22 protein-coding genes and 1 pseudogene are annotated in these 24,222 nt (G+C 72.7%); 14 read left to right on the forward strand and 9 right to left on the reverse strand.

Annotated elements, in window-relative coordinates; translation table 11 throughout:
* The first annotated feature begins 33 nt into the window (after nt 1–33).
* Nucleotides 34–837: a ribonuclease BN gene (locus tag EV562_RS31710; protein ID WP_133890305.1), complete on the forward strand. Its 804-nt coding sequence runs from the start codon at nt 34–36 to the stop codon at nt 835–837.
* A gap of 50 nt (nt 838–887) precedes the next feature.
* Here the strand turns inward: EV562_RS31710 and EV562_RS35235 are convergent, their stop codons facing one another.
* The 3 genes from EV562_RS35235 to EV562_RS31720 all read right to left on the reverse strand — a co-directional run bounded on the left by EV562_RS35235 (nt 888) and on the right by EV562_RS31720 (nt 4,012).
* Nucleotides 888–1,043, reverse strand: coding sequence for a hypothetical protein (locus tag EV562_RS35235; protein WP_166662092.1), 156 nt, complete (start codon nt 1,041–1,043; stop codon nt 888–890).
* Nucleotides 1,040–2,842, reverse strand: a complete 1,803-nt coding sequence (locus EV562_RS31715; protein WP_133890306.1) for a thiamine pyrophosphate-requiring protein — start codon at nt 2,840–2,842, stop codon at nt 1,040–1,042. Before EV562_RS31715 ends, EV562_RS35235 begins: the two co-directional genes overlap by 4 nt.
* A gap of 102 nt (nt 2,843–2,944) precedes the next feature.
* Nucleotides 2,945–4,012, reverse strand: a complete 1,068-nt coding sequence (locus tag EV562_RS31720; RefSeq protein WP_133890307.1) for a LacI family DNA-binding transcriptional regulator — start codon at nt 4,010–4,012, stop codon at nt 2,945–2,947.
* 211 nt (nt 4,013–4,223) lie between these two features.
* On the opposite strand from EV562_RS31720, the gene EV562_RS31725 reads away from it, so the two are divergent.
* The 5 genes from EV562_RS31725 (at nt 4,224) to EV562_RS31745 (ending at nt 10,583) form a co-directional block, all read left to right on the forward strand.
* The gene (locus EV562_RS31725) at nt 4,224–5,150 is read left to right on the forward strand and encodes a sugar ABC transporter permease (RefSeq protein WP_133890308.1); all 927 of its coding nucleotides are present in this window, start codon (nt 4,224–4,226) and stop codon (nt 5,148–5,150) included.
* 7 nt (nt 5,151–5,157) lie between these two features.
* On the forward strand, nt 5,158–6,111 hold the full coding sequence (locus tag EV562_RS31730; RefSeq protein ID WP_133890309.1) for a carbohydrate ABC transporter permease: 954 nt from the start codon (nt 5,158–5,160) through the stop codon (nt 6,109–6,111).
* An 83-nt stretch (nt 6,112–6,194) separates the two neighbouring features.
* The gene (locus EV562_RS31735; RefSeq protein WP_133890310.1) at nt 6,195–7,550 is read left to right on the forward strand and encodes a sugar ABC transporter substrate-binding protein; all 1,356 of its coding nucleotides are present in this window, start codon (nt 6,195–6,197) and stop codon (nt 7,548–7,550) included.
* Between the two features lie 26 nt (nt 7,551–7,576).
* Nucleotides 7,577–9,622 (forward strand): beta-galactosidase, encoded by a 2,046-nt coding sequence (locus tag EV562_RS31740; RefSeq protein WP_133890311.1) that lies wholly within the window; start codon nt 7,577–7,579, stop codon nt 9,620–9,622.
* A gap of 169 nt (nt 9,623–9,791) precedes the next feature.
* Nucleotides 9,792–10,583: an SAM-dependent methyltransferase gene (locus EV562_RS31745; RefSeq protein WP_133890312.1), complete on the forward strand. Its 792-nt coding sequence runs from the start codon at nt 9,792–9,794 to the stop codon at nt 10,581–10,583.
* 22 nt (nt 10,584–10,605) lie between these two features.
* Here the strand turns inward: EV562_RS31745 and EV562_RS31750 are convergent, their stop codons facing one another.
* A complete protein-coding gene (locus EV562_RS31750) occupies nt 10,606–10,791 on the reverse strand; it encodes a hypothetical protein (RefSeq protein ID WP_133890313.1) in 186 nt (61 codons plus the stop codon).
* Nucleotides 10,792–10,948: 157 nt separating this feature from the next.
* On the opposite strand from EV562_RS31750, the gene EV562_RS31755 reads away from it, so the two are divergent.
* The 7 genes from EV562_RS31755 to EV562_RS31785 all read left to right on the forward strand — a co-directional run bounded on the left by EV562_RS31755 (nt 10,949) and on the right by EV562_RS31785 (nt 20,108).
* Nucleotides 10,949–12,142, forward strand: a complete 1,194-nt coding sequence (locus EV562_RS31755) for a spore photoproduct lyase family protein (protein WP_133890314.1) — start codon at nt 10,949–10,951, stop codon at nt 12,140–12,142.
* Between the two features lie 114 nt (nt 12,143–12,256).
* The gene (locus EV562_RS31760; protein WP_133890315.1) at nt 12,257–12,817 is read left to right on the forward strand and encodes an MSMEG_1061 family FMN-dependent PPOX-type flavoprotein; all 561 of its coding nucleotides are present in this window, start codon (nt 12,257–12,259) and stop codon (nt 12,815–12,817) included.
* 102 nt (nt 12,818–12,919) lie between these two features.
* The gene (gene cdtA, locus EV562_RS31765) at nt 12,920–13,783 is read left to right on the forward strand and encodes a siderophore ABC transporter ATP-binding protein CdtA (protein WP_133890316.1); all 864 of its coding nucleotides are present in this window, start codon (nt 12,920–12,922) and stop codon (nt 13,781–13,783) included.
* Complete coding sequence (cdtB, locus tag EV562_RS31770; RefSeq protein ID WP_133890317.1) at nt 13,780–14,763, forward strand: siderophore ABC transporter substrate-binding protein CdtB; 984 nt, start codon at nt 13,780–13,782, stop codon at nt 14,761–14,763. The genes cdtA and cdtB overlap by 4 nt, the downstream gene beginning before the upstream one ends.
* Before the next feature lie 7 nt (nt 14,764–14,770).
* Nucleotides 14,771–16,843 (forward strand): iron ABC transporter permease, encoded by a 2,073-nt coding sequence (locus tag EV562_RS31775; RefSeq protein WP_133890318.1) that lies wholly within the window; start codon nt 14,771–14,773, stop codon nt 16,841–16,843.
* 272 nt (nt 16,844–17,115) lie between these two features.
* Nucleotides 17,116–18,441 (forward strand): lipase family protein, encoded by a 1,326-nt coding sequence (locus EV562_RS31780; protein WP_133890319.1) that lies wholly within the window; start codon nt 17,116–17,118, stop codon nt 18,439–18,441.
* 179 nt (nt 18,442–18,620) lie between these two features.
* Nucleotides 18,621–20,108, forward strand: a complete 1,488-nt coding sequence (locus EV562_RS31785; RefSeq protein ID WP_133890377.1) for an MFS transporter — start codon at nt 18,621–18,623, stop codon at nt 20,106–20,108.
* Here the strand turns inward: EV562_RS31785 and EV562_RS31790 are convergent.
* Entirely contained in the window at nt 20,072–21,010 is a 939-nt protein-coding gene (locus tag EV562_RS31790; RefSeq protein WP_133890320.1) for a DMT family transporter, read from the reverse strand. The genes EV562_RS31785 and EV562_RS31790 overlap by 37 nt on opposite strands.
* A gap of 215 nt (nt 21,011–21,225) precedes the next feature.
* Here EV562_RS31790 and EV562_RS31795 point away from each other — a divergent pair, with 215 nt between their 5' ends.
* A complete protein-coding gene (locus EV562_RS31795) occupies nt 21,226–21,975 on the forward strand; it encodes a hypothetical protein (RefSeq protein ID WP_133890321.1) in 750 nt (249 codons plus the stop codon).
* A 26-nt stretch (nt 21,976–22,001) separates the two neighbouring features.
* Here EV562_RS31795 and EV562_RS31800 read toward each other — a convergent pair whose 3' ends face one another.
* From EV562_RS31800 to EV562_RS31815, 4 genes and pseudogenes are all read right to left on the reverse strand, one after another.
* A complete protein-coding gene (locus tag EV562_RS31800; protein ID WP_133890322.1) occupies nt 22,002–22,493 on the reverse strand; it encodes an MSMEG_6728 family protein in 492 nt (163 codons plus the stop codon).
* Between the two features lie 16 nt (nt 22,494–22,509).
* A complete protein-coding gene (locus EV562_RS31805) occupies nt 22,510–22,734 on the reverse strand; it encodes a hypothetical protein (protein WP_133890323.1) in 225 nt (74 codons plus the stop codon).
* On the reverse strand, nt 22,731–23,735 hold the full coding sequence (locus tag EV562_RS31810) for a phytoene/squalene synthase family protein (RefSeq protein WP_133890324.1): 1,005 nt from the start codon (nt 23,733–23,735) through the stop codon (nt 22,731–22,733). The genes EV562_RS31805 and EV562_RS31810 overlap by 4 nt, the downstream gene beginning before the upstream one ends.
* Nucleotides 23,732–23,992 (reverse strand): annotated as a pseudogene (locus EV562_RS31815) (phytoene synthase); the annotation flags it as partial. The pseudogene EV562_RS31815 and the gene EV562_RS31810, both read right to left, overlap by 4 nt.
* Between the last annotated feature and the right edge of the window lie 230 nt (nt 23,993–24,222).

The raw sequence follows: 24,222 nt of genomic DNA on the forward strand, positions 1-24,222 counted from the left end.
CGCGAGCCATCGAAGGACGCCCGAGGAGCACCCGTGAACCGGTTGTGGCGGCCGTTCCACCGTGCGTGGGACTGGCTGGCCGCGTCCGCCCTCGTCCGGCGCGGCCGGGACCTGGAGCTGATGCACCGGGCCATGGGCTTCGCCACGCTCGCCCTGGTCACTCTGGCGCCGCTGCTGATCGTGGTGGCCGCGGCCGATCCGCTGGGCCGCGGGGGCTTCGCCTCGTGGCTGGCCGACGGGATGGGCCTGTCCGGGCGGTCGGCGCGCGTGCTGACCGACATCATCAGCCCACCGACCAAGGTCGTCGGCACGACCAGCGTCTGGGGTGGAATCCTGCTCGGCGTGTTCGGCGTGTCCTTCGCGGCGAGCGTGCAGAACGGCTACGAGCGCATCTGGGAACTGCCCTCCGGGCCGTGGCACCGCATCTGGCGCCAGATGACCTGGGTGATCCTGCTGACCGCCTACCTCTACCAGGAGGTGCAGACGCGGACCGCGCTGCACGGGTCGGCACGGATCGCGCTGTCGACCGCGAGCGGCATCCTGTTCTTCTGGTGGGGTCAGCACTTCCTGCTCGGCGGCCAGGTCCGCTGGCGCGACCTGCTGCCGGGCGCGCTCGCCACGATGGTGGGCCTGATCGGGCTGCGCGGCTTCTCGTACCTCTTCTTCACGCCGCTCATCCTCGACAACGCCTTCAGCTACGGCGCGGTCGGCATCGTGCTGGTGGTGGAGTCCTGGCTGATCGGGGTCGGGTTCGTCGTCTTCGGCGGCGCGATGGTCGGGCACTGGTTCTGCGAGCACCATTGGTGGGCGCGGAACATCGACCGCAGACCGGACTGATACCGCGACGGCGCCCTCCGCCCGGGCCCGGACGGCCGGCCCGGCCCGGGTCAGCCGGCGCGCCGGCGCAGGCCGCCCGCGAGGGCCGCGGCGGCCACCGCGGCTCCGCGGGCGCCGAAGGCCCGCGCCGCGGCCCGGCCCATGCCGCCGGTCGCGCCGGTGACGACCTCGGTGCCCTTCGTCCCGCGGTGGCGCGCGCCGCTCACTTCTTGCCCCGGCCGGGGAGACGCTCGGCGTACTCGGTGAGCTTCTGACGTACGCCCTTGGTGGCGATGCCGGTGGCCTCCGGGTCGTGCAGCGCGGCCTTGACGGCCTTCTTGCCCTGGTCCTTCATGATGTGCGGCGGGATCGGCGCGATCTCCGCGTCCACCTTGAACTCCAGGACCACGGGCCGGCCCGCGCCGAGCGCCTCCTCCCAGGCGGCGCCGACCTTCTTGGGGTCGTCGCAGACGATGCCCTTGAGGCCGAGGAGTTCGGCGTAGGCGGCGTAGGGCACGTCGGGGATGACCTGGGACCCGGGGTACTTGGGGTCGCCGGACATGGCCCGCTGCTCCCAGGTCACCTGGTTCAGGTCCTGGTTGTTGAAGATGCAGAAGACGAACGGGGCCGAGCCGGACAGGCGGTCCAGGTACCGCTTGACGGTGATCATCTCGTTCATGCCGTTCATCTGGAACGCGCCGTCCCCGACGAAGGCGATCACCGGCCGGTCCGGGTAGGCGAACCGCGCCGCGATGGCGTACGGCGTACCCGGGCCCATGGTGGCGAGGGTGCCGGAGAGCGAGGCCCGCATGCCGTCGCGGAGCTTGAGGTGGCGGGCCCACCAGTTGGTGCCCGATCCGGAGTCGGCCGTCAGGATGACGTCGTCCGGCAGCCGCGGCGACAGTTCGGCGGCGACGGCCTGGGGGTTGATGGTCTTGCCGAAGTGCTCGCCCGCCCAGCGGTCGCACAGGTCGTGCCACTCCCGGACGTCCTTCTCGATCTTCTCCCGCCAGCCGCGGTCCTCCTTGCGCCGGAGCATCGGGACGAGGGCGCGCAGGGTCTCCCTGGCGTCGCCGACGACGTGGGCGTCCATCGGGTAGCGGATGCCGATCATGGGGCCGTCGATGTCGATCTCGACGCCGCGCGCCTGGCCCTCCTCCGGCAGCCACTCCGAGTAGGGGAAGCTGCTGCCGACCATGAGCAGGGTGTCGCACCCCTTGATCATGTTGTCGCTGGCCTTGCTGCCCAGCAGACCGATGGGCCCGGTGACGTACGGCAGGTCGTCGGGCAGAACCTCGCGGCCGAGCAGCGCCTTGGCGACGCCCGCGCCGAGCAGTTCGGCGACCTCGATCACCTCGGCCTCCGCGTCGGCGGCGCCCTGGCCGATCAGCATGGCGACCTTCTTGCCCGCGTTGAGCACGTCGGCGGCCTTGCGCAGCTCGTCGAGGTCGGGCAGCACCCGGGGCCGGCTCCAGCCCACGCTGGAGAAGACGGAGCCGTGCTCCCTGGGCGGGGACGGCTGGGCCTCCTCCTCCTGGATGTCGTTGGGGATGATGATGGTGGCGACGCCCCGGCTGGTCAGCGCGGTCTTGAAGGCCCGGTCGACGACGTGCCGGGCCTGGCCCGGGTGCACGATCATCTGGCAGTACTCGGACACGTCCGCGAAGAGCTGGTCGAGGGCGATCTCCTGCTGGTAGTGGCTGCCGAGCGACAGCCGCTTCTGCTGTCCGACCACCGCCACCACGGGCTGGTGGTCGAGCTTGGCGTCGTACAGCCCGTTGAGCAGGTGCACCGCGCCGGGGCCGGACGTGGCGACGCAACAGCCCACCTCGCCGGTGAACTTGGCGTGGCCGCAGGCCATGAACGCGGCCGTCTCCTCGTGCCGGGCCTGGATGAACTCCGGTTTCCCCTCCGCCCGGTCGAACGCGCCGAGCAGACCGTTGATGCCGTCACCCGGGTAGCCGTAGACCCGCTGTACGCCCCACTCGGACAGGCGCTGGAGCACGTAGTCGGCGACTCGGGTCATGAGGCTCTCCCAGGCGTGGGGGGACGACGGTCGGCTTGTGGGGTTACCCTCCGGACCGCCCCCAAACCGGCCGTACGTCCCCTTCGGCCGCTCTCGTGCCCGCTACGCCGGGGGTGGCGCGGTGCTCGCCCGGGTCACCAGCCGCGTCGGCACCAGGGTCGTGCCCCGGTGCGGGCCGGCCTCGCGCATCGTGCGCAGGACGGCCTGGACGCACAGCCGGCCGACCTCGGCGAAGTCCTGGTGGACGGTGGTCAGCGGGGGCAGGAAGGAACCGGCCTCGGCGATGTCGTCGAAGCCGATGACGCTGACGTCCTCCGGCACGCGCCGTCCGTGTTCGTGCAGGGCGCGCAGCAGGCCGAGGGCCATCTGGTCGTTGGCCGCGAAGACGGCGGTGCACTCCGCGCGGGCGGCGAGTTCCAGGCCGGCCCGGTAGCCGGACTGGGCCGACCAGTCGCCCCGGACGAGCGGCGGCGGGGTGCGGCCGGCCGCGGTCAGGGTGTGGTGCCAGGCGTCGGCGCGGCGCTGGGCGGCGAAGGAGCCCTCGGGGCCGGCCAGGTGCCACACCGTGTCGTGCCCGAGGTCCAGCAGATGCCGTACGGCGGTCCGGGAGCCGCCGGCCTGGTCGGTGTCGACGACCGTGTAGTGGTCGCCCGCGTCGGAGTCGACCACGACGACCTGGACGTGCGGCGGCAGGGTCAGGGAGCCCGCGTCGAGGAGGTGGACCTCCATGATGACGATGACCGCGTCGACGGCCAGCTCCTCCAGCCGGGAGAAGGCTCCGCGCACCTCGTCCTGGGTGGGGACGGCGACCGGCAGCAGCGTCACCGCGTACCCCTCGCTCGCGGCGGAGGTGGCGATGGCCTCCAGGGTGCGCACGTTGCCCGTGGTGGCCAGCGAGAAGGTGATGACGCCGATGGTGCGGAACTCCCCGCGCTTGAGGGCCCGGGCCGCGCTGTTGGGCCGGTAGCCCAACTCCTTCATGGCCGCCAGCACCTGACGCCGGGTCTCCTCCGTCACGCCCGCGTAGCCGTTGGAGACCCGCGAGACGGTCTGCGAGGAGACCCCCGCCAGCCGGGCCACGTCCGCCATCGACGCCGTGGGCGTCCGGCCGCCGCGCCGGCGCCGCGGGCCCGCGTCCCGGGCGTCCGCGACTTCCTCAGCCGTCTCCACTGCCCTCCGCCACCTCTCCGCGCCTGTCGGGCCCCGGCTCCCGAAGGACCCTTGACCGTCGTCCTCGGGGCAGTGTAGACATGCCGCCACCGAATGTTTACGTAAACATAACAGCACTCACCTGCCTCCCCGCGCTCCTCGCGGTGCGTGATGTTTACGTAAACATGACGAGGCTCCAGGACGCTTCGGGACGTGACGAGCGAGGAACGACATGACGACGCTGCAACCGCCGGCCGCCGCCGAGCCGCGGCCTGCCCCGCCCCCGGTGCGGCGGGACCGCCGTTCCTGGACCGGGTGGGGCTTCCTCGCTCCCTTCGTGGCCGTCTTCGCCCTGGTCTTCCTCGCGCCGATCGCCTACTCGCTCTACCTCAGCCTCTTCCGCGACCGGCTCATCGGCGGAACCACCTTCGTCGGCCTCGACAACTACGGCGAGGCGCTGAGCGACGACCGGTTCTGGGCCTCGCTCGGCCGGGTCTCGCTCTTCCTCGCCGTGCAGGTCCCGGTCATGCTCGGCATCGCGCTCCTGGTGGCCCTGGCGCTGGACAGCGGACGCCTGTACGGCCGGGACTTCTTCCGCATCTCCGTCTTCCTGCCGTACGCCGTGCCCGCCGTGGTGGCCACCTTGATGTGGGGCTTCATGTACGGCACCCGCTTCGGTCTGGTCGGCGACATCAGCAGTGCGCTGGGCGTCTCGCTGCCCGACCCGCTCTCCCCCGACCTGGTGCTGGCGTCCATCGGCAACATCGTGACCTGGGAGTTCACCGGCTACAACATGCTGATCTTCTACGCGGCGCTGCGGGTCGTCCCGCACTCGCTGTACGAGGCGGCCCAGATCGACGGCGCAGGACAGATCCGCGTGATCACCGCGATCAAGCTCCCGGCCATCCGCGGGGCCCTGGTGATCGCCACGATCTTCTCGGTCATCGGCAGCTTCCAGCTCTTCAACGAGCCCAGCATCCTGCAGCCCCTGGCGCGCAACGCCATCACCACGGACTACACGCCGAACTCCTACACGTACGCGCTGTCCTTCAACGGCCGGCAGCAGAACTACTCCGCGACGGTCGCCGTCGTCATGGGCCTGATCACCATGGCCGTCGCCTACGTCGTGCAGCTGCGCGGCATGCGCAAGGGAGCGTGAAGCAGCGATGACCAGCCCGGCCGCCACCACCGCCCCGGACCCGTCCGCCCCCGCGCCCTCTCGCACCCCGGGGCCCTCGCCCCGGCTGCGCGCGTCCCGGCGCCGGCACTCCGCCGACCGGCCCCGGCGCAGCGTGCCGCTGACCCTGCTCACCTCGCTGGTGCTGCTGTACAGCCTGGTGCCGCTGGTCTGGCTGGCCTTCAGCGCCACCAAGACGCAGGAGGGGCTGTCCCGTTCCTTCGGCCTCTGGTTCGACGGCGACTTCGCGCTGTGGGACAACATCGGCGAGACGTTCACCTACGACGGCGGCGTCTTCACCCGCTGGCTGCTGAACACCCTGCTGTACGTGGGGCTCGGCGCGGGCGGCGCGACCTTCCTCGCCGTGCTCGGCGGCTACGCGCTCGCCAAGTTCCGCTTCCCCGGCCGGCGTGCCGTCTTCGCCGTCGTCATCGGCGCGGTGGCCGTGCCGGGGACGGCGCTGGCGGTGCCGACCTTCCTGATGTTCAGCGAGATGGGGCTCACCGACACGCCCTGGGCGGTGATCGTCCCGTCCCTGATCTCGCCGTTCGGCCTCTATCTGATGTGGGTGTTCGCCACCGAGGCGATCCCGGCCGAGCTGATGGAGGCCGCCCGTATCGACGGGGCGGGCGAGGTCCGCACCTTCTTCCGGGTGGCCCTGCCGCTGCTGGCACCCGGCATCGTCACCGTCCTGCTGTTCACCATGGTGGCGACCTGGAACAACTACTTCCTGCCGCTGGTCATGCTCAAGGACCCCGACTGGTATCCGCTGACCCTGGGGCTCAACAGCTGGAACCAGCAGGCCGCGACCGCGGGCGGCGAGCCCGTGTTCCACCTCGTCGTCACCGGGTCGCTGATCACCGTCCTGCCGCTGATCGCCGCGTTCCTGCTGCTCCAGAAGTACTGGCAGTCGGGGCTCGCCGCCGGAAGCGTCAAGGAGTAGCCCCGCCCGCTCCGCCCATCGCCAACGTCCTCGTCAGCCCGCAACGGTGCCGGTTCCGGCCACGAAGAAGTGGAAGCACGCCCATGCCCACACACCTGTCCACGCACGCGCGCCGCCTCCTGCGCGGCACGGCCCTCGTCTGCGCCCTCGCCCTGGGGGCGAGCGCCTGCGGCGACTCCGACGACGCGGGGTCGAGCGGGAAGGCGGTCTCCGAGGCGGACGTCCAGGCGGCCCTGAAGGAGGGCGGCACGATCACGGTCTGGGCGTGGGAACCCACGCTGAAGCAGGTCGCCGCCGGCTTCGAGAAGGCGCACCCGGGCGTCAAGGTGAACCTCGTCAACGCCGGTACCAACAAGGACCAGTACACGGCCCTGCAGAACGCCGTCTCGGCGAAGAAGGGCGTCCCGGACGTCGCCCAGGTCGAGTACTACGCGATGGGCCAGTTCGCCCTGACCGAGCAGCTCACCGACCTCGAGTCCTTCGGCGCCGACAAGCTCTCCGCCACGTTCTCCCCCGGCCCGTGGAACGGCGTGAAGGCCGGGTCGGACGGCATCTACGGGCTGCCGATGGACTCCGGACCGATGGCGCTCTTCTACAACAAGAAGGTCTTCGACAAGTACGGCATCGAGGTGCCCACCACCTGGGCCGAGTACCTGGACGCCGCCCGCGACCTGCACAAGGCCGACCCGAAGGCGTACATCACCGCCGACAACGGCGACGCCGGATTCGCCACCAGCATGCTGTGGCAGGCCGGTTCGCGGCCCTACACGGTCGACGGCACCAAGGTGCGGATCGACTTCTCCGACCAGGGTGCCAGGACGTTCACCGGCACCTGGCAGCAGCTCATCGACGAGAAGCTGCTCGCCTCCGCGCCCGCCTGGACCGACGAGTGGTACAAGGGCCTCGCCGACGGCAGCATAGCGACGCTGGCGACCGGGGCCTGGATGCCCGCCAACCTGGAGTCCGGCGCTAAGGCGGCCTCCGGTGACTGGCGCGTCGCCCCGATGCCGCAGTGGACCGCGGGCGGCAAGGTCAGCGCGGAGAACGGCGGCAGCGCGCTCGCGCTCCCGGAGCTGGGCGGGAACGAGGCGCTGGCGTACGCCTTCGTCGAGTACGCGAACACCGGGGACGGCGTGCGGACCCGGCTGGAGAACGGCGCCTTCCCGGCGACCACGGCGGATCTGCGGTCCACGGAGTTCCAGGACACCGCCTTCCCGTACTTCGGCGGCCAGAAGGCCAACAAGATCTTCGCCGAGTCCGCCGCCGAGGTCCCCGACGACTGGTCGTACCTGCCCTACCAGGTCTACGCGAACTCGGTCTTCAACGACACCGTCGGCAAGGCCTACGTCTCCGGCACCACACTGGCCGAGGGCTTCGAGTCCTGGCAGGAGGCCTCGGTCGAGTACGGCGAGGAGCAGGGCTTCACCGTCGAGAAGTAGCGCACGCCCCCACCGGAAGGACCGCCATGATCTCCACCCTCCACTCCCGCGCGCACCGCGGGACGGACGGTGCGCCCGCCCCCCGCCTCGCCTACGGCGCCGACTACAACCCCGAGCAGTGGCCCCGGGAGGTGTGGGAGGAGGACGTACGGCTGATGCGCGAGGCCGGCGTGAACATCGTGTCGCTCGGCATCTTCTCCTGGGCCCGCATCCAGCCGGGCCCGGACACCTGGGACTTCGCCTGGCTCGACGAGGTGATGGACCTGCTGCACGAGTACGGCGTCGGCGTCGACCTGGCGACCGCGACCGCCTCCCCGCCGCCCTGGCTGACCACCGCGCACCCCGAGATACTCCCGGTCACCGAGCGGGGCGAGACGCTGTGGCCGGGAGCGCGCCAGCACTGGCGCCCGACCTCGCCGGTCTTCCGCGAGCACGCCCTGCGCCTGGTGCGCGAACTCGCCACCCGCTACGCCGGGCACCCGGCGCTGGTCGCCTGGCACGTCAACAACGAGCTGGGCTGCCACAACGTCTACGACTACTCCGACGACGCGGCCCGTGCGTTCCGGGACTGGCTGCGCGCCCGGTACGGCACGACGGACGCGCTCAACCACGCCTGGGGCACGGCGTTCTGGTCGCAGCGCTACGGCGACTGGGCGGAGGTGCTGCCGCCGCGGCTGGCGGCCTCGCACCCGAATCCGACCCAGCAGCTGGACTTCAAGAGGTTCTCCTCGGACGCGCTCAAGGACCACCTGCGCGCGGAGCGGGACCTCCTGCGGGAGGTGACCCCCGACGTCCCCGTCACCACCAACTTCATGGTGATGCCCGGCACCAAGGGCATGAACTACGCGGACTGGGCCGCCGAGGTGGACTTCGTCGCCAACGACCACTACGTCGTGCCGCACCCGCAGGCCCGCGACGAGCTGTCGTTCTCGGCGAACCTCACCAGCGGCATCGCGGGCGGCCGTCCGTGGTTCCTGATGGAGCACTCCACCAGTGCCGTGAACTGGCAGCCCGTCAATCAGGCCAAGCGGCCCGGCGACATGGCCCGCGACTCGCTGACGCACGTGGCGCACGGCGCGGACGCGGTCTGCTTCTTCCAGTGGCGCCAGTCGGCGGCCGGCGCCGAGAAGTACCACTCGGCGATGGTCCCGCACGCCGGGGCGGACAGCGACCTGTTCCGTTCGGTCGTCGCGCTCGGCGACACGCTGAAGACCCTCGCGCCGGTCGCCGGCAGCGAGCGGGAGCCGGCCGGGGTCGCCATCCTCTTCGACTGGGAGTCGCGGTGGGCGAGCGAGCAGGACTCGCACCCGACCTCGCTGCTCGACTACCACCAGGAGGCGCTCGACTGGTACTCCGCGCTGCTCGCCCTGGGCGTGCGCGCCGACGTCGTGACCACCGGCGCCGACCTGAGCCGTCACCGGGTGCTGATCGCGCCGGTGCTGCACCTGGTCACGGCGGAGCTGGCCAAGGACCTGACGCGCTACGCCGAGCAGGGCGGGCACCTGGTCACCACGTACTTCTCCGGTGTCGTCGACGAGAACGACCACGTGTGGCTCGGCGGTTACCCGGGCGCCCTGCGCGACCTGCTGGGCATCCGCGTCGAGGAGTTCGGCCCGCTGCCCGCCGGGCAGAGCGTGGAGCTGGACGACGGCGGCACCGGCGGTCTGTGGACCGACCGCATCACCGTCACCGCGCCCGAGGTGGAGGTTCTCGCCCGCTACCGCACGGGTGCGCAGGCGGGCCGCGCGGCGATCACCCGGCGCGGCGCGGGCAGCGGCTCGGCCGCCTACGTCTCCACCCGGCTCGGCGCCGAGGGCCTCGCCGCGCTGCTGCCGAGGCTCCTGGCGCCCGCCGGAGTGACGAGCGAACTGCCCGCCGAGGTGCGGGGCAGGGTCGAGGCCACCGTGCGCCGCGGCCCCGGCGGACGGTTCCTGTTCCTGGTCAACCGGACCGACGACACGGTGACCGTTCCCGGCCCCGCCGGGGAGGTCCTGGTGGGCGCCGCCGACGACGCGGGAGCGGTCGTCCTGCCGGGCCGGGGAGTCGCCGTCCTGCGTACACCCACCGGCTGAGCCGGCCTCCGTGCGGCCCCGGAGCGGCGGGAACCGCTCCGGGGCCGCTTCCGGCGAATGCCGAGCCGTCGCCGACTTCCGCCGCACGCACGGAACATGGCCAAATGGCACGGCAGTACGATGATCGAGAACCCGGCGCAGCGTCACCTCCCGGACCACGGAGCCTGCCATGACGACGGACCCTTCCCAGCCTCCCCCCATCGACACGAGCCGGGCCCATCCCGCGCGTGTCTACGACTGGCTGCTGGGCGGCAAGGACAACTACCCGGCCGACGAGGCGGTGGGCGAGACGCTTCCGCCCCAGGCGCGGGACGCGGCGCGGCAGAACCGCGCCTTCATGAACCGCGCGGTGGCGCACCTCGCAGCGCAGGGCGTCGACCAGTTCCTGGACATCGGCGCGGGCATCCCCACCGAGCCCAACCTGCACCGGATAGTCCAGCGGACGGTGCCGCGGGCCAGGGTCGTCTACGCCGACAACGATCCGATCGTGCTGCGGCACGCTCAGGCGCTGCTGGCCGGCAGCCCCGAGGGCGCCACGGACTACATCCAGGCCGATGTCCGCGAGCCGGCTCAGATCGTGCGGCACGCCCGCGGGGTCCTCGACTTCGACCGGCCGATCGCGCTGTCGCTGATCGCCCTGATGCACTTCGTCCCGGACGACCAGGACGCCCACGGCATCGTGCGCGCACTGGTGGAGACCCTCCCCCCGGGCAGCCACCTGGTCCTGTCGCACGCCTCGATCGACCTCTTCCCGGAGCTGGCGGAGCAGGTGATCGCCCAGTACGCCAAGGGCGGCATCCGGCTCGGCTTCCGCACCCGGGCCGAGGTCGCCCGGTTCTTCGACGGCCTGGACATAGTGCCGCCCGGCCTGGTGACGGCCACCGAGTGGTCCGGCGAGGGCGAGGAGCCGCCCACGCCGGAGGAGAGTGGCATCTACGCGGGCGTCGCGCGCGTTCCCTGACGGGGATGGGAGGGGGCAGGACTCAGCGGCGGCGCCCGCGGGCCGCCCAGCCGCTGCCGATCCCGGCGACGTGCAGGGCGAGCAGGGTGAGGCCGATGAGCATGATGTTGGTGGAGGTGAAGACGTCGTTGGTCGACACCTCCGCCGCGTTGATCAGCCACGCGAGGAGGAACAGAACAGCCGCGACGATGGCCAGCACGGTGCACATCCCTTCGGATTGTCGGCACCGGGGCGGTGCCGTGTCCCGCGTATGCCCCCGAAGGGCCGCGTGACACGACGGACGGTGCCGTGCGCTTCGTACAGTGGAGGGACCGGACCGCGGCGGAGCCGCCCGGTCACCCCCGCGCCCTCCTCCCGGAGCCCTCATGCACGACCCGTCCACCCCGTCCGACGACGGCTCCGGCACCCTGTTCGGCCTCGACGCCCTGGCGGCGCCCGGCCTGCCGCCCGCCGCGCCCGCCGCGCCCGCCGCCGGGCCGATGTTCCGGGACTCCGCCGCCGCCCGCCGGCTGCTGCCGGTGCGGGAGATCCACGCCGAGCCGGCCGCGGCCGCCTCCCCGCGCGGCCGGCAGGTCCTCTCCCGGTTCCCCGACGCCCGCGTGATCGAGGTGGACTCCCACTGGGGCATCCCCGGGCTGCACGGCAACGAGGGCAACGTCGAGCGCTGGGTGCGGGTCAAGGGCGAGACGCTCGTGCTGGGCGAGCGCAAGACACCGGCCACCCGTCCCAACGGCCGCTCCGCGGACTGGATCGCGCCGGGCGGCTCCAACGGCTGCGCGATGGCCTGCGCCTACTGCTACGTGCCGCGGCGCAAGGGCTACGCCAATCCCGTCACCGTCTTCACCAACATCGACCGGATCATCGCCCACCTCGGCCGGCACATCGCCCGGCAGGGGCCCAAGCCCGAACCGAACCAGTGCGACGCCGAAGCCTGGGTCTACGACATCGGCGAGAACGGCGACTGCTCGGTGGACGCGCTGATCTGCGACAACACCGCGGACCTGGTGCACGCCTTCCGGCTGTGGCCGACGGCCAAGGCCTCCTTCGCGACGAAGTTCGTCAATCCCGACCTGCTGGCCCTGGACCCGCGCGGCCGCACCCGTATTCGCTTCTCGCTGATGCCGCCGGACGACTCCCGGCTGCTGGACGTGCGCACCTCCCCGGTCTCCGAGCGGATCGCCGCGGCCGGCGACTTCCTGGACGCCGGCTACGAGGTGCACTTCAACCTCTCCCCCGTGGTGGTGCGGCCGGGCTGGGAGGAGGACTGGGCGGGCCTGCTGCGGCACCTCGACGACGTCCTGCCGGACCGGGTCAAGCGGCAGGCAGCCGCCGAAGTGATCATGCTGACGCACAACCGGGATCTGCACGAGGTGAACCTCGGCTGGCACCCGCGCGCCGAGGAGGTGCTGTGGCGGCCTCAGATCCAGCAGGCCAAGCGCTCCGAGAACGGCGCGGTGAACGTGCGGTACCGCAACGGCGTGAAGGCGGACGCGGTCGCGCGGCTGCGTGCACTGGTGGCCGCTCACGCGCCCTGGCTGCGGATCCGGTACGCGTTCTGAGGACGACCCCGAGGGTCAGGTAAGGCGAACCTAAGATCAGATAATGTTTTGTGTGCAACAACCGCCGGAGGTGCCCCTTCCGGCCGTTCCGCGCACACCCCAGGGAGCCCGGCCTTGCCGCACACGATCGACACGACCGGAGACCGGCCGGACACCGCAGAGGACGGCTGGGTCGAGCTCGGCTCCCGCGCGCAGCTGCGCGAGCTGCTGGGCGAACCCTGGCCCGTCGTCATCGAGAAGGTGCACGACCGGCTCACGGACGACGACCTGGACATCCTGTCCCGCTCGCCCTTCTGCCTCCTGGCGACCTCCGACGCCGGCGGGAACTGCGACGTGTCGCCCCGCGGCGACACCCCCGGTTTCACCCACGTCCTCGACGCCGGCACCCTCGCCCTGCCGGACCGTGCGGGCAACCGGCGCGGGGACAGCTTCCACAACGTCCTGGACAATCCGCACGCCGGACTGCTGTACCTGGTCCCCGGCGGCAAGGAGGTGCTCCGGGTCAACGGCCGCGCCCGCATCCTCACCGACGCGCCCTTCTTCGACGCCATGGCGCGGGACGGAAGACGCCCGGACCTCGCACTGCTCCTGGAGATCGACGAGATCTACCTCCACTGCCCGATGTCGCTGAACCGGGCGGGACTGTGGAAACCACAGATGTGGCAGGCGAGTTGAGACCGCCCGCACCGCCGGCGGGCCGAGGTCGGGCGAGTGCCGGGCGGGTCGTGTGAGCCCCGCCCCTACCAGCACTTTTTAGGTTAGGCTAACCTTCGCTACGTGAGATCAGCTGAAGACGCAGCCGGTACGCCGCGCCTGCGCGGTCATGAGCTGTCGGCGACGGGCGTGACCGTCGCGTACGACGGCGTGGATGTCGTGCACGACGCGGGAGTCAGGCTCAGGCCCGGTGAAGTGACCGTCCTGGTGGGCCCCAACGGCAGTGGGAAGTCGACGCTGTTGCGGACCGTCGCCCGACTGCAGCGGGCCCGCAGCGCCACGCTCAGCCTGGACGGCTCCACCGACGCGATGGCCCTGACGTCCCGTGAGTTCTCGCGGTACGTCGCCCTGCTGACGCAGGGACGGCCGACGCCGGGCGGGCTGACCGTGCGGGACGTCGTCGAGTTCGGCCGCTATCCGTACCGGGGCCGCTGGGGGCGCCCCGATCCGGACGGCCCGGCCGCCGTCGACCGGGCCCTCGCCCTCACCGGCGTCGCCGGCCTCGCCGACCGCGGCGCCGACCACCTCTCGGGCGGGCAGTTGCAGCGGGTGTGGCTCGCGAGCTGCCTCGCCCAGGAGACCGGCGTACTGCTCCTGGACGAACCCACGACCTACCTCGACCTGCGCTACCAGGTCGAACTGCTCGACCTGATCCGCGACCTGGCGGACGACCACGGCATCGCCGTCGGTGTCGTCCTGCACGACCTCGACCAGGCCGCCGCCGTCGCCGACCGGATCACGCTCCTCGAAGCGGGCCGGATCGTCGCCGACGGCCCGCCGGAGGACGTACTGACGCCGGAGCGGCTCACCGCCGTGTACGGCATCCGGATCGACGTCGACACCGACCCCCTCACCGGCCGGCTGCGCACCCGCCCGATCGGCCGCCACCACATACGGAACCCCGAAAGGCTCGGCACCACCTCATGAGACGCCTCCTGCTCACCGCGGCCGCCACCACCGCCGCGGCGCTCACCCTCGCCGCCTGCGGCACCACCGAACCCGCCGCCGACAAGACCGAGAAGAAGGCATCCGAGGCGATCACGCTCAAGGACGGCAAGGGCACCGAGGTGAAGCTCGACGGACCGGCCACCAAGGTCGTCGCCACGGAGTGGAACGTCGTCGAGACCCTCGTCTCGCTCGGAGTCGACCCGGTGGGCGTGGCGGACGTCAAGGGATACCGGACCTGGGACAGCGCCGTTCCGCTCAAGAACGAGCCGAAGGACATCGGCACCCGCGGTGAGCCGAGCATGGACACCGTCGCCTCCCTCGCCCCCGACCTCATCGTCGCCACCACGGACCTCACCCCGGCCGCCGTGAAGCAGCTGCGCGAGGTCGCGCCGGTGATCGAGGTGACCTCCGCCGACGGCACCGGTCAGATCGACCGGATGCTGGGGAACGTCGACCTCATCGCCAAGGCGACCGGCACCACGGACAAGGCCCGGTCGCTGCGCGAGGACTTCGAGACCAAGGTCGCCGAGGGCAAGAAGGCCCTGGCCGACGCCGGCCTGGCGGGCAGGAACCTCGCCTTCGCCGACGGTTACGTCGCCTCCAACCAGGTCTCGATCCGCCCCTACACGGCGACCTCGCTGATCGGTGAGGTCAACGAGGCGGTCGGTCTGAAGAACGCCTGGACGGTGAAGGGCGACGCGGCCTACGGTCTCGGCACCACCGACGTCGAGGGCCTGACCGAGCTGCCCAAGGACACGCAGTTCGCCTACATCGGCAACGACGACGACCCGAGCGCCACCCCCTTCACCGGTGAGCTGGCCAAGAACTCCGTGTGGAAGTCCCTGCCGTTCGTGAAGGCCGGGGACGTGCACCGTCTCGACGACGGCATCTGGATGTTCGGTGGCCCCGGGTCGATGGAGGCGTACATCGACGCCGTCGTCGGCGCCCTGACGAAGTAGCGGGGTCATGGCCGTCACCGCAACCGAACCCACCGCGGCCCGTCCGTCGACGGTCCCCGCCTCCCGGTCGGGCGCGGCCGCGGTGACGGCCGGGATCGTCCTGCTGGTCGCCGTGCTCGCCGTCGTCGACATCACACAGGGCACCGCCGCCGTCGGACCGTCCGAGGTCCTCAAAGCCCTGACCGGGCGGGCCGACCCGGACGACGCGTCCGTCGTCGTCGCCTCGCGGCTTCCCCGGATGACCGCCGGGCTCCTGGTCGGGGCCGTCCTGGGCGCGGCCGGCGCCGTGCTCCAGGCGGTCAGCCGCAACGTGCTCGCCTCCCCCGACACCCTCGCGGTGAACGCCGGTTCCTACCTGGCGCTGGGGCTGGCGGGCGCCACCGGGGTGTCGCTGCCCCTGCTCGCCTCCTCCGGGGTCGCCTTCGTGGGCGGCCTCGCGGCGGCGGCCGTGGTGCTCGGGCTGTCCGGGCTCGGCACGGGCACCATACGGCTGGTGCTGGCGGGCACCGCGCTGATGCTGGGCCTCAACTCCATGACCGAGGGGCTGCTGCTGCTCTTCCCGGAGCAGACGAAGGGCCTCTACGCGTGGAACCAGGGCAGCATCGCCCAGAACGGCTTCGACGGCGTCCTGCAGATGCTGCCGATCGCCCTGATCGCACTGGCCGGGCTGATGCTGACGGCCCGCCGGGTGGACGCGCTGGCCCTCGGCGACGACGCGGCGCGCGGTCTCGGCGTCCCGGTGCGGACCACCCGGGTCACGGTGGTCGTGCTCGCGGCGCTGCTGTCCGCCGCAGCGGTGACGCTCTCCGGGCCCATCGGCTTCGTCGGCCTGTGCGCACCCGCCCTGGTGCGCCCGCTCGGCCGCCGGTTCCGCGGCTTCTCCCGTTCCCGTGCGGCGCTGCCCGCGGCGGCGCTCACCGGTGCGGCGCTGGTGCTCGGTTCGGACGTGCTGCTGCGCTCCCTGGTCCCGGCCGAACGCTCGGTGGCCGTGCCCACGGGCGTCGTCACGAGCCTGGTCGGTGCCGTGTTCCTGGTCGCCATGGCGCTGCGGGTGCGGGACACCTCGGGGGCCGGGGCGCCGGACCGGCTGCGGATCCCGAGCCGGGCGGTGTTCCTGACCACGCTCGCCGTCCTGGTCGTGGTCCTGGTGGGGCTCGTGATCACCGCCGTACTGGTGGGCGACAGCAAGCTGCTGCTCGGGGACGTCGTCAACTGGGCCCAGGGGCGGGCGGGCCGGGCCGTCACCTTCGTGCTCGACACGCGGGTGCCCCGGGTCCTCGCGGCGCTGGGTGCGGGTGCGGCGCTCGCCCTGGCCGGCACCCTCGTGCAGGCCGTGACCCGCAACCCGCTCGCCGAACCCAACGTCCTCGGCGTGAGCGGCGGTGGCGCGCTCGGCGCGGTCGTCCTGGTGACCACCGTGCCGACCGCCGGGACGTGGGGTGTGGCGGGAGCCGCGTTCGCGGGGTCCACGGTCACCGCTGTCCTCGTCTTCGGGCTCGCCGCCCGGGGCGGTTTCCGGCAGAACCGGCTGGTGCTCGTCGGGATCGGCGTGGCCTCCGGGACGGCGGCGCTGATCAGTCTGCTGATCGTGCTCACCGACCCGTTCAACGCGACCAAGGCGCTGACCTGGCTGTCGGGTTCGACCTACGGGCGGACCATGCCGGACGTCGTGCCCGTCGCGCTGGCGCTGGTCGTCGGCATCGGCGTGGCCTTCGCCCGGCGCACCGAGCTGGACCTGGTCTCCCTGGACGAGGACACGCCGCGCCTGCTCGGCATGCGGCTGGCTCCGGGGCGCCTCGGCTTCCTGGTGCTGAGCGTGGTGCTCAGCTCCACCGCGGTGGCCTGCGCCGGCACCGTCGGCTTCGTCGGACTGGTGGCCCCGCACGCGGCACGCGCCCTCGTGGGCCGCCGGCACGTGCGGGTCGTGCCGGTCGCGCTCCTGCTCGGTGCCACGCTGGTGTGCGCCGCCGACCTCCTCGGCCGCACCGTCATCGCCCCGGCCCAGCTCGGCGCGGGCCTCATGACGGCGGTCATCGGCACGCCGTACTTCCTGTACCTGCTGGTACGGAGCCGTCGCTAGCGGCCCCTGGTCGCACCGTGGACTCCGTCGGCCGCCGCGGCCCGGGAAGCCGGCTCCTTCACGATCCGGTTCCCGGCCGCGGCGGCCCGGTGCGTCTGCCCGCGCCCTTGTTAGACGCGGCGTCAAGTTACTGAACCGTAACGAGACAGGCGCTACCCCTGGTAATCCCTGTCCGGTTACGGTCCGGTAGCCCCACAGGAGCAGCGCGACCACGGCCCTGACCCCACACGGCCGCGGACGACCGGATCCGGCCCTTCCCCAGGAGGTTCGCCATGCCCCCACGTCCCCGCATGCTCGCCGCGGCGATCGCCGCCGCGCTCGCCCTCGGCGCCCAGGCCGTCCCGGCTTCCGCGGCCGGTGACCCGGCGGCCACGACCTCCCGCGGCGTCGAGATACCCGCCTTCTACACCCCGCCCGCCGAACTCCCCGGCGCCGACGGCACGCTGGTCCGCAGCGAGCCGCTGCCCCTCGCGCTGAGCCTGCCCGGCATCGACGGGCCCCTTCCGGGGCGGGCGACCCGGCTGATGTACAAGTCCACCGACGCGAACGGCGAGGCGGTCGCCGTGACCGGCGCCTACATCGAACCGGCCGCCAGGTGGCACGGCGACGGACCGCGCCCCCTGGTCGCCGTCGCGCCCGGCACCATGGGGCAGGGCGACCAGTGCGCGGCCTCGATGGCGCTGGAGCACCCGTTGCGTCTCAACGGGCAGACCGTGTCCGTCGGTTACGAGGACCTGTCGGTCTACCGGCTACTGCTGCGCGGCGTCGCCGTCGTCGTCACCGACTACGTGGGCCTCGGCACCACCGACCGGCTGCACACCTACGTCAACCGCGTCGACGGGGCCCACGCGGTGCTGGACGCCGTACGCGCCGCGCGTTCCCTCGACTCGGCGTCCGTCACTTCCGAGTCCCGCGTGGGCCTGTTCGGGTACAGCCAGGGCGGCGGCGCCACGGCGGCCGCGGCCGAGCTCCAGCCCGCCTACGCGCCCGACGTCCGACTGGCCGGCACCTACGCCGGCGCACCGCCCGCCGATCTGACGGAGGTGACGAAGGCGATCGACGGCAGCGACCTGGCGGGGGCGCTGGGCTGGTCGCTCAACGGCTTCCTGCAGACCGAGCCCGCGCTACGGCCCATCGCCGACCGGTACGTCAACGAGGCCGGCGAGGCGGCGCTGAAGGACCTGTCGACCATGTGCGTGGGCGACGCGCTCTTCGGGTACGGCGGCGACAGCAGCACGGACTGGACGAAGACCGGGCAGTCCCTCAGTGACGTCATCCGGGCCGAGCCCGCGCTCCAGGACTTCCTGGCCGAGCAGCGCATCGGCGACCTGAAGCCCGCGGGGCCGGTCCGCGTCGCCACGGGCACCGCCGACGACCTGGTCCCGCACGGCCAGGCCCGCCGGCTGGCCGTCGACTGGTGCGACAAGGGCGCGAAGGTCACGTACGTCCCCGTGCTGCTGCCGGGGGTGGGCAGCGGCCTGCTGAACCACTTCGCCCCGCTGCTCACCGATCAGGGCAACGCCATCTCCTGGCTCACCGACCGGCTCTCCGGCAAACCGGCCGGCTCCAACTGCTGGAGCATGCCGGCCCAGCCCTGAGCCGTACCACGACCGCTGCCCGGGGCACCCGCGCCGCCCCGGGCAGCGGCTCCGGCATGCGCCTGCCCCGTGTTGCGGCACAGAATTCGCTGAGGCGAACCGTGACGGAGCGGCAGGAAGGCAGCGGCGTGGTCGACGCGAAGCCCGACGACGGGTCCGGCCCCCGGAACGGGGCGAAGATGCCGAGCACGGTCGCGCACCTGCCGCGGCAGGTGCGCGAGGAGCTGGCCCGCCGGCTGCGCCGCACCAAGCGGGCCTTTCGCGAGGAGGACGTCCAGGTCGTCGAGGGGCCGCTGCTCAAGCGCGCGGTCGGGGCCTCGGCCCTCGGCAACTGCATGGAGTGGTTCGACTTCGGCGTCTACAGCTATCTGGCCGCCACCATCGGGAAGGTCTTCTTCCCCGGCGCCTCCCCCGCCGCCCAGGTCATCTCCTCGTTCGCCACCTTCGCCGCGGCCTTCGTCGTCCGCCCGCTCGGCGGTCTGGTCTTCGGCCCGCTCGGGGACCGCGTCGGCCGGCAGAAGGTCCTCGCCACCACCATGATCATGATGGCGCTCGGCACCTTCTCCATCGGCCTGATCCCCAGCTACGCCACCATCGGCATCGCCGCCCCGGTCCTGCTGCTGCTCGCCCGGATGGTCCAGGGCTTCTCCACCGGCGGCGAGTACGGCGGCGCCACCACCTTCGTCGCCGAGTACTCACCCGACCGGCGGCGCGGCTTCCTCTCCAGCTGGCTCGACTTCGGCACCTTCGTCGGCTACGCCCTGGGTTCGGCGCTGGTCACCGTCCTGAACCTGTCGCTGACCGACGACCAGATGCTCGCCTGGGGCTGGCGGCTGCCGTTCCTGATCGCCGGACCGCTCGGCGTCATCGGCCTGTACATGCGGCTCAAGCTGGAGGAGTCCCCCGCCTTCCAGCAGCAGCTCGACGAGCACGAGAAGGGGCTTGCCCAGGAGTCGGCGGGCAGCGAGTTCAACACCATCGTGCGCGACCACTGGCGTCCGCTGCTCGTCTGCATGGGCCTGGTGCTGCTCTACAACGTCACCAACTACATGGTCACCGGCTACCTGCCGACGTACCAGACGGAGACGCTGGGCCGCTCCAGCGGTTTCGCGGACGTGCTGGTGCTGATCGGCATGGTGTGGATCGTGCTGCTGATCACGTTCCTCGGCCGGCTCAGCGACCACGTCGGCCGCCGCCCCCTGTACGCCGTCGGCGCCGCGGCGATGATCGTCCTCGCCGTCCCGGCGTTCCTGCTGCTGAGGTCGGACGGCGTCTGGGCGCCGGTCCTCGGGGTGCTGCTGCTGTCCACCCTGCTGGCGTGCTTCGCCGCGCCCAGCGCCGCCACCCTCCCGGCGCTGTTCCCGACCGCCGTGCGCTACGCCGCGATGGCCATCGGCTTCAACTTCGCCGTCGCGGCCTTCGGCGGCACCACGCCGCTGGTCACCGAGGCGCTGGTGAGCCTCACCGGCGACGACCTGATGCCCGCCTACTACCTGATGGTCGCCGGTGCCGTCGGCCTGGCGACCGTGAGGTTCCTGCCCGAGAGCGCGCAGGTACCGCTGAACGGCTCGCAGCCCATGGTCGGCTCCCGGCAGGAGCAGCGCGAGCTCATCACGACCTCGAAGGACCTCTACAGCTTCTCCAAGGACCGCTCGACGACCACCTGAGGCCCCGTCGCGGGCCGTCGTCCGCGCGCGAACGGGAGCGAGGCGCCCGACCCGAGGGCGACCCCGGCGAAGACCAGGGCGCTGCCCGCGGCCTGGGCGAGCCCGTACGATCCCGTGCCGACGAGCGGTGCGGTGCCGACGGCGGCGACCGGGATCAGTCCGGAGAACAGGGTGGCGCGCTCGGCCCCGATCCGTTGCATGCCCATGTACCAGCACACGAAGCCGACGACGGTGACCACCACCGCCTGCCACAGCAGCGCGCCCGCCTCCACCGCGTCCGGCCGGCGCAGCCACCCGGCCCCGTCGGCCAGGACACCCGCCAGGGCCGACTCGGCCGCCGCGACGCCGCACACCACGGCGGACAGCAGCCGCGGGCCCAGGGGCCGCAGCACCGGCACCGCGAGGACGGCGAACCCCACCTCGCCGGCCAGCGCGCACACGGAGAAGGCGATGCCCGCGCCGTCGGTGCGCCCCCAGCCCTGGACCGTGAAGGCCCCCACGGCCACGAACAGCGCCCCGTACAGGACGAGGTGTTGCGGGCGCCGCCCCTCCAGCAGGGGGACGACGACGGCGACCACCACGGGCGCGCAGCCCACGAGGACGCCCGGCACGGCGGGCTCGGCGGTGCGTTCCGCGGCGAGGACGGCGAGGTTGAACCCGACCATTCCCACGGCCGCGAGCAGCGCCAGGCGGACCCAGTGGCCGGGGCCGAGCGCGCGCAGCCGGGTGGCCGCGCCGGGGCCCGCCAGCGGGACGAGCAGCAGGAAGGCAAGGCCGTAGCGCAGGAACTGGCCGCCCGCGTAGGGATAGTCGCCCAGCAGGCTGTTGGCGGTGAAGGAGCCCCCGACGAGGACACAGGCGAGCGCGGCGAGCAGGGCTCCGCGCGAGGTGGTGGTGTTCATGGCCACGACGCTAGGGACCGGGGCGGCTCGCCACCGGGTCCACTTCGGGTGCGCCGTCGGGGACCAATCGCGCCGGACGCCATTCACCCGCCCGTCACGGATCCTCCATCACGTGCATGTTCCCTCCATCGCGGGTAGTCGGAGAGTCCCGATGCCAACACATCGGTACAGCACGGGATTTGACGGTAATGAACCGACATGGGAAGGGACTTCCAGTGCGCACCAGCAAAGTGGCCATCGCAGTGGCGACCGCGAGCGTCTGTGTTTCCTTACTGGCCGGCTGCGGCGGCGATTCGGAGGACGAGGGCAAGCCGTTCGAGGGGCAGAGCGCCGACGACATCGCCGCAAAGGCCGTCGAGGCCACCCGGCAGGCGAAGTCCGTGCACGTGAAGGGCGACACCCGCACGGAGGACGGCAGCACCGTCACCGTCGACGTCTCGGTCGACCAGGAGAAGAACTGCCAGGGCACCATCGGCGCCGGCGAGACCCGGGCGGACGTGCGGCACACCGACGCGACCCTCTATCTGCGGGGCGACGAGCAGTACTGGCAGACGGCCCTCAAGCAGCAGCCGGACGCGGCGCGGAAGATGGCGCCCAAGCTCACGGACAAGTGGGTGAAGATGCCGGCGAACGACGCCACGACCTCCGGGATCTGCGACAAGCAGGGCTTCATCGCCGCCATGGACGAGGACGAGTCGGAGCGCAAGGGCATGAAGCGCGGCTCCACGACGGACGTGAACGGCGAGGAGGCCCTGGCGCTGACCAAGGACGCCGCGGGGGGCGAGAAGCTCACGCTCTACGTCGCGACGGAGGGCGAGCCGTACATCCTCAAGACCACGACCGAGGGTGGCGAGAACCCCGGCAGCGTCACGTTCAGCGAGTACGGCGAGACGGTGGATCCCGGGCAGCCGCCGGCCGGCGAGACGGTCGACATGAAGGAACTGGCGGGCGAGCAGCAGACCTGACCCCACCGCGTCTCCCGCCGCCGGCCCTAAGGGGTCCCGTCCCCCGCCTCCCCGCGCTCCCGGTCCGAATCCGGCCACACGTAGGGCAGGTCGTCGGGGACTCCGGGGAACAGCTCGGCGTACACCTCGGGTTGCTTGCGGACCAGGGCCGAGCGGTGGCTGCGGTGGAAGGCCTCGTCGCCGAGCCAGGGCGGCAGTTCCCCGGCGGCGGCCAGCTCCGGCTGGTCCCGCACCGGTTCCCCGGGGCGGATCTCGGCGAGCCCCGCGACGAGTGAGGCCGCGCAGCTGTCCTGGTGACCCTGCTCGCGCCAGACCCGGCAGACGTCCAGGCCGTAGCGGACCAGGGCCTCCTCGTAGCCCGTCCACATCCGCACCGCCGGGTGCCTGCGCCAGCCGTAGCCGGGCACGGTGAGTCCGCGCAGCACCTGAAGTGCCTCCACGCGCTGTTTGCCGAGGCGGCGTCGGTCCAGGACCAGGGCCGAGTCCCGGAAGCCGGGGTGGGGGAGGAAGGTCTGCATCGGGGTGACACTCCGTTCAGCCGGGGAACCGGCCGCGGGCCCGCAGGCGCCCGCGGCGTTCGGCGTGGGCGAGGTCCTCGCGCCACCGGCGGCAGGCCTCGGCCCGCTTGAGGGCGGCGGCGACGAGAGCGGGCCGTGCCGCGCGCCACGTCGGCCGCTGCCGGTCCCCGGGTGACCGCGCGGCGCCGCAGCCGCAGCCGCAGGGAAGGCGTCCCCGGCGGGGCCGGGGGTCCGGGCTCATCGGGGCTCCTCCACGTCGAGGGCGTCGAGGGCCTCGACGCGGCGGGGCACCGGCGTCGGTGCGCGCCGGGCGCCGAGCCGGGCGGCGAGCACGCGGACGAGCCCGTCGGCCGCGACGGCCGCGCGGCGCCGGCGGGGCACCACCGCGCGGTGGTGCAGGACCGCGTATCCGCCGTCCGCGACGGTGTCGAGGATGTTCCGGTAGAGCAGGAAGGCGGCGCGGACGCAGGGCCGTGCGACGGGGTCGAGCATGGCGAGTCCGGGCTCGGCCTCGCGGTAGACGCCCCGGGTGAGGTCCTCGGCGGCCCGCAGCGCGGCGGTGATGCGCGCGTCGCGGCGGCCGGTGCGCCTGCTCCACAGCAGCAGGTCCCGGTGGACGCCGTGCGCGGCGAGCAGGTCGGCGGGGAGGTAGATCCGGCCGCGGTCCAGGTCCTCGCCGACGTCCCGCAGGAAGTTGGTCAGCTGGAAGGCGACCCCCAGGGCGGCCGCGTGCGGGGCGGCCAGGGCGCGGGCGGTCACGGTGCCGAGCACCGGGAGCATCTGGAGGCCGATGACGGCGGCCGAGCCGTGCATGTAGGTGCGCAGGTCGGCGTAGGTGGCGTAGTCGGTGACCGTGAGGTCGGCGCGCATGGAGGCCATGAAGTCGGTGAAGTGCGCCGGTTCGATGGCGTACCGGGCGGCCGTGTCGGCCAGGGCGACGACCACGGGCTCGTCGGCCGGCCGGCCGCCGGTGAGCGCCCGCCGCAGGAGCCGGTCGAGGCGGGCGAGGGCGGCCGCGCGTTCGGCGGGCGTGGCGGCGGACCCCGTGTCGTCGACGATGTCGTCGGCCCACCGCGCGAACCCGTACAGGGCGTGCACGGCCGGCCTGCGGCCGGCGGGCAGGAGGCGGGTGGCCAGGAAGTAGGTGCGCCCGTGGCGGGCGTTGAGGAGCCGGCACCGGGCGTAGGCGGCCCGCAGGTCCGGATCGGTGATGCCGGCGGCGTCCAGTTCGCGCCCGGTCATCGCCGTCCGCCCCTCGCCGCCCCGGTGCGGGCCGGTGCGCCGGTGACGCGGGCGGCGGCCGGTTTCCCGGAGACCAGGACGGTCGGCACGCCGACGCCGGGGATGGTTCCGCAGCCCGCGAGGACCTCGTTGGCGGTGCCGCGCACCAGGTCGCGGGGGCGGAAGGGGCCGGTCCGGGCGAAGGTGCGGGCGACCGAGAGCGGGGTGCGGGCGGCATGCCCCTGTGCGGTCCGGTCGGCGGGTGTCACCAGGCACTCATGGGTCCCGACGAGCACGACGTGGCCGGTGCGCCCGGTCAGCGTCCGCGTCATCGCGCGACCCGGACCGCGGGCGGTCCGTCCGGCCGGTGGTTGCCGTTCTCGGCCGTGCAGGGGCGCATCGCGGATCCTCTCGTGTGGTCGGGCGTCATGCCTTCCCCCCTTCGCCTCCGGCGCGACGCCCCCGGGGCCGGTTCTGTCCGGCAGTCACCCGCCCGGTGGTATCGCCC

It is taken from the genome of Streptomyces sp. BK208, assembly GCF_004364245.1.
Lineage (GTDB): Bacteria > Actinomycetota > Actinomycetes > Streptomycetales > Streptomycetaceae > Streptomyces.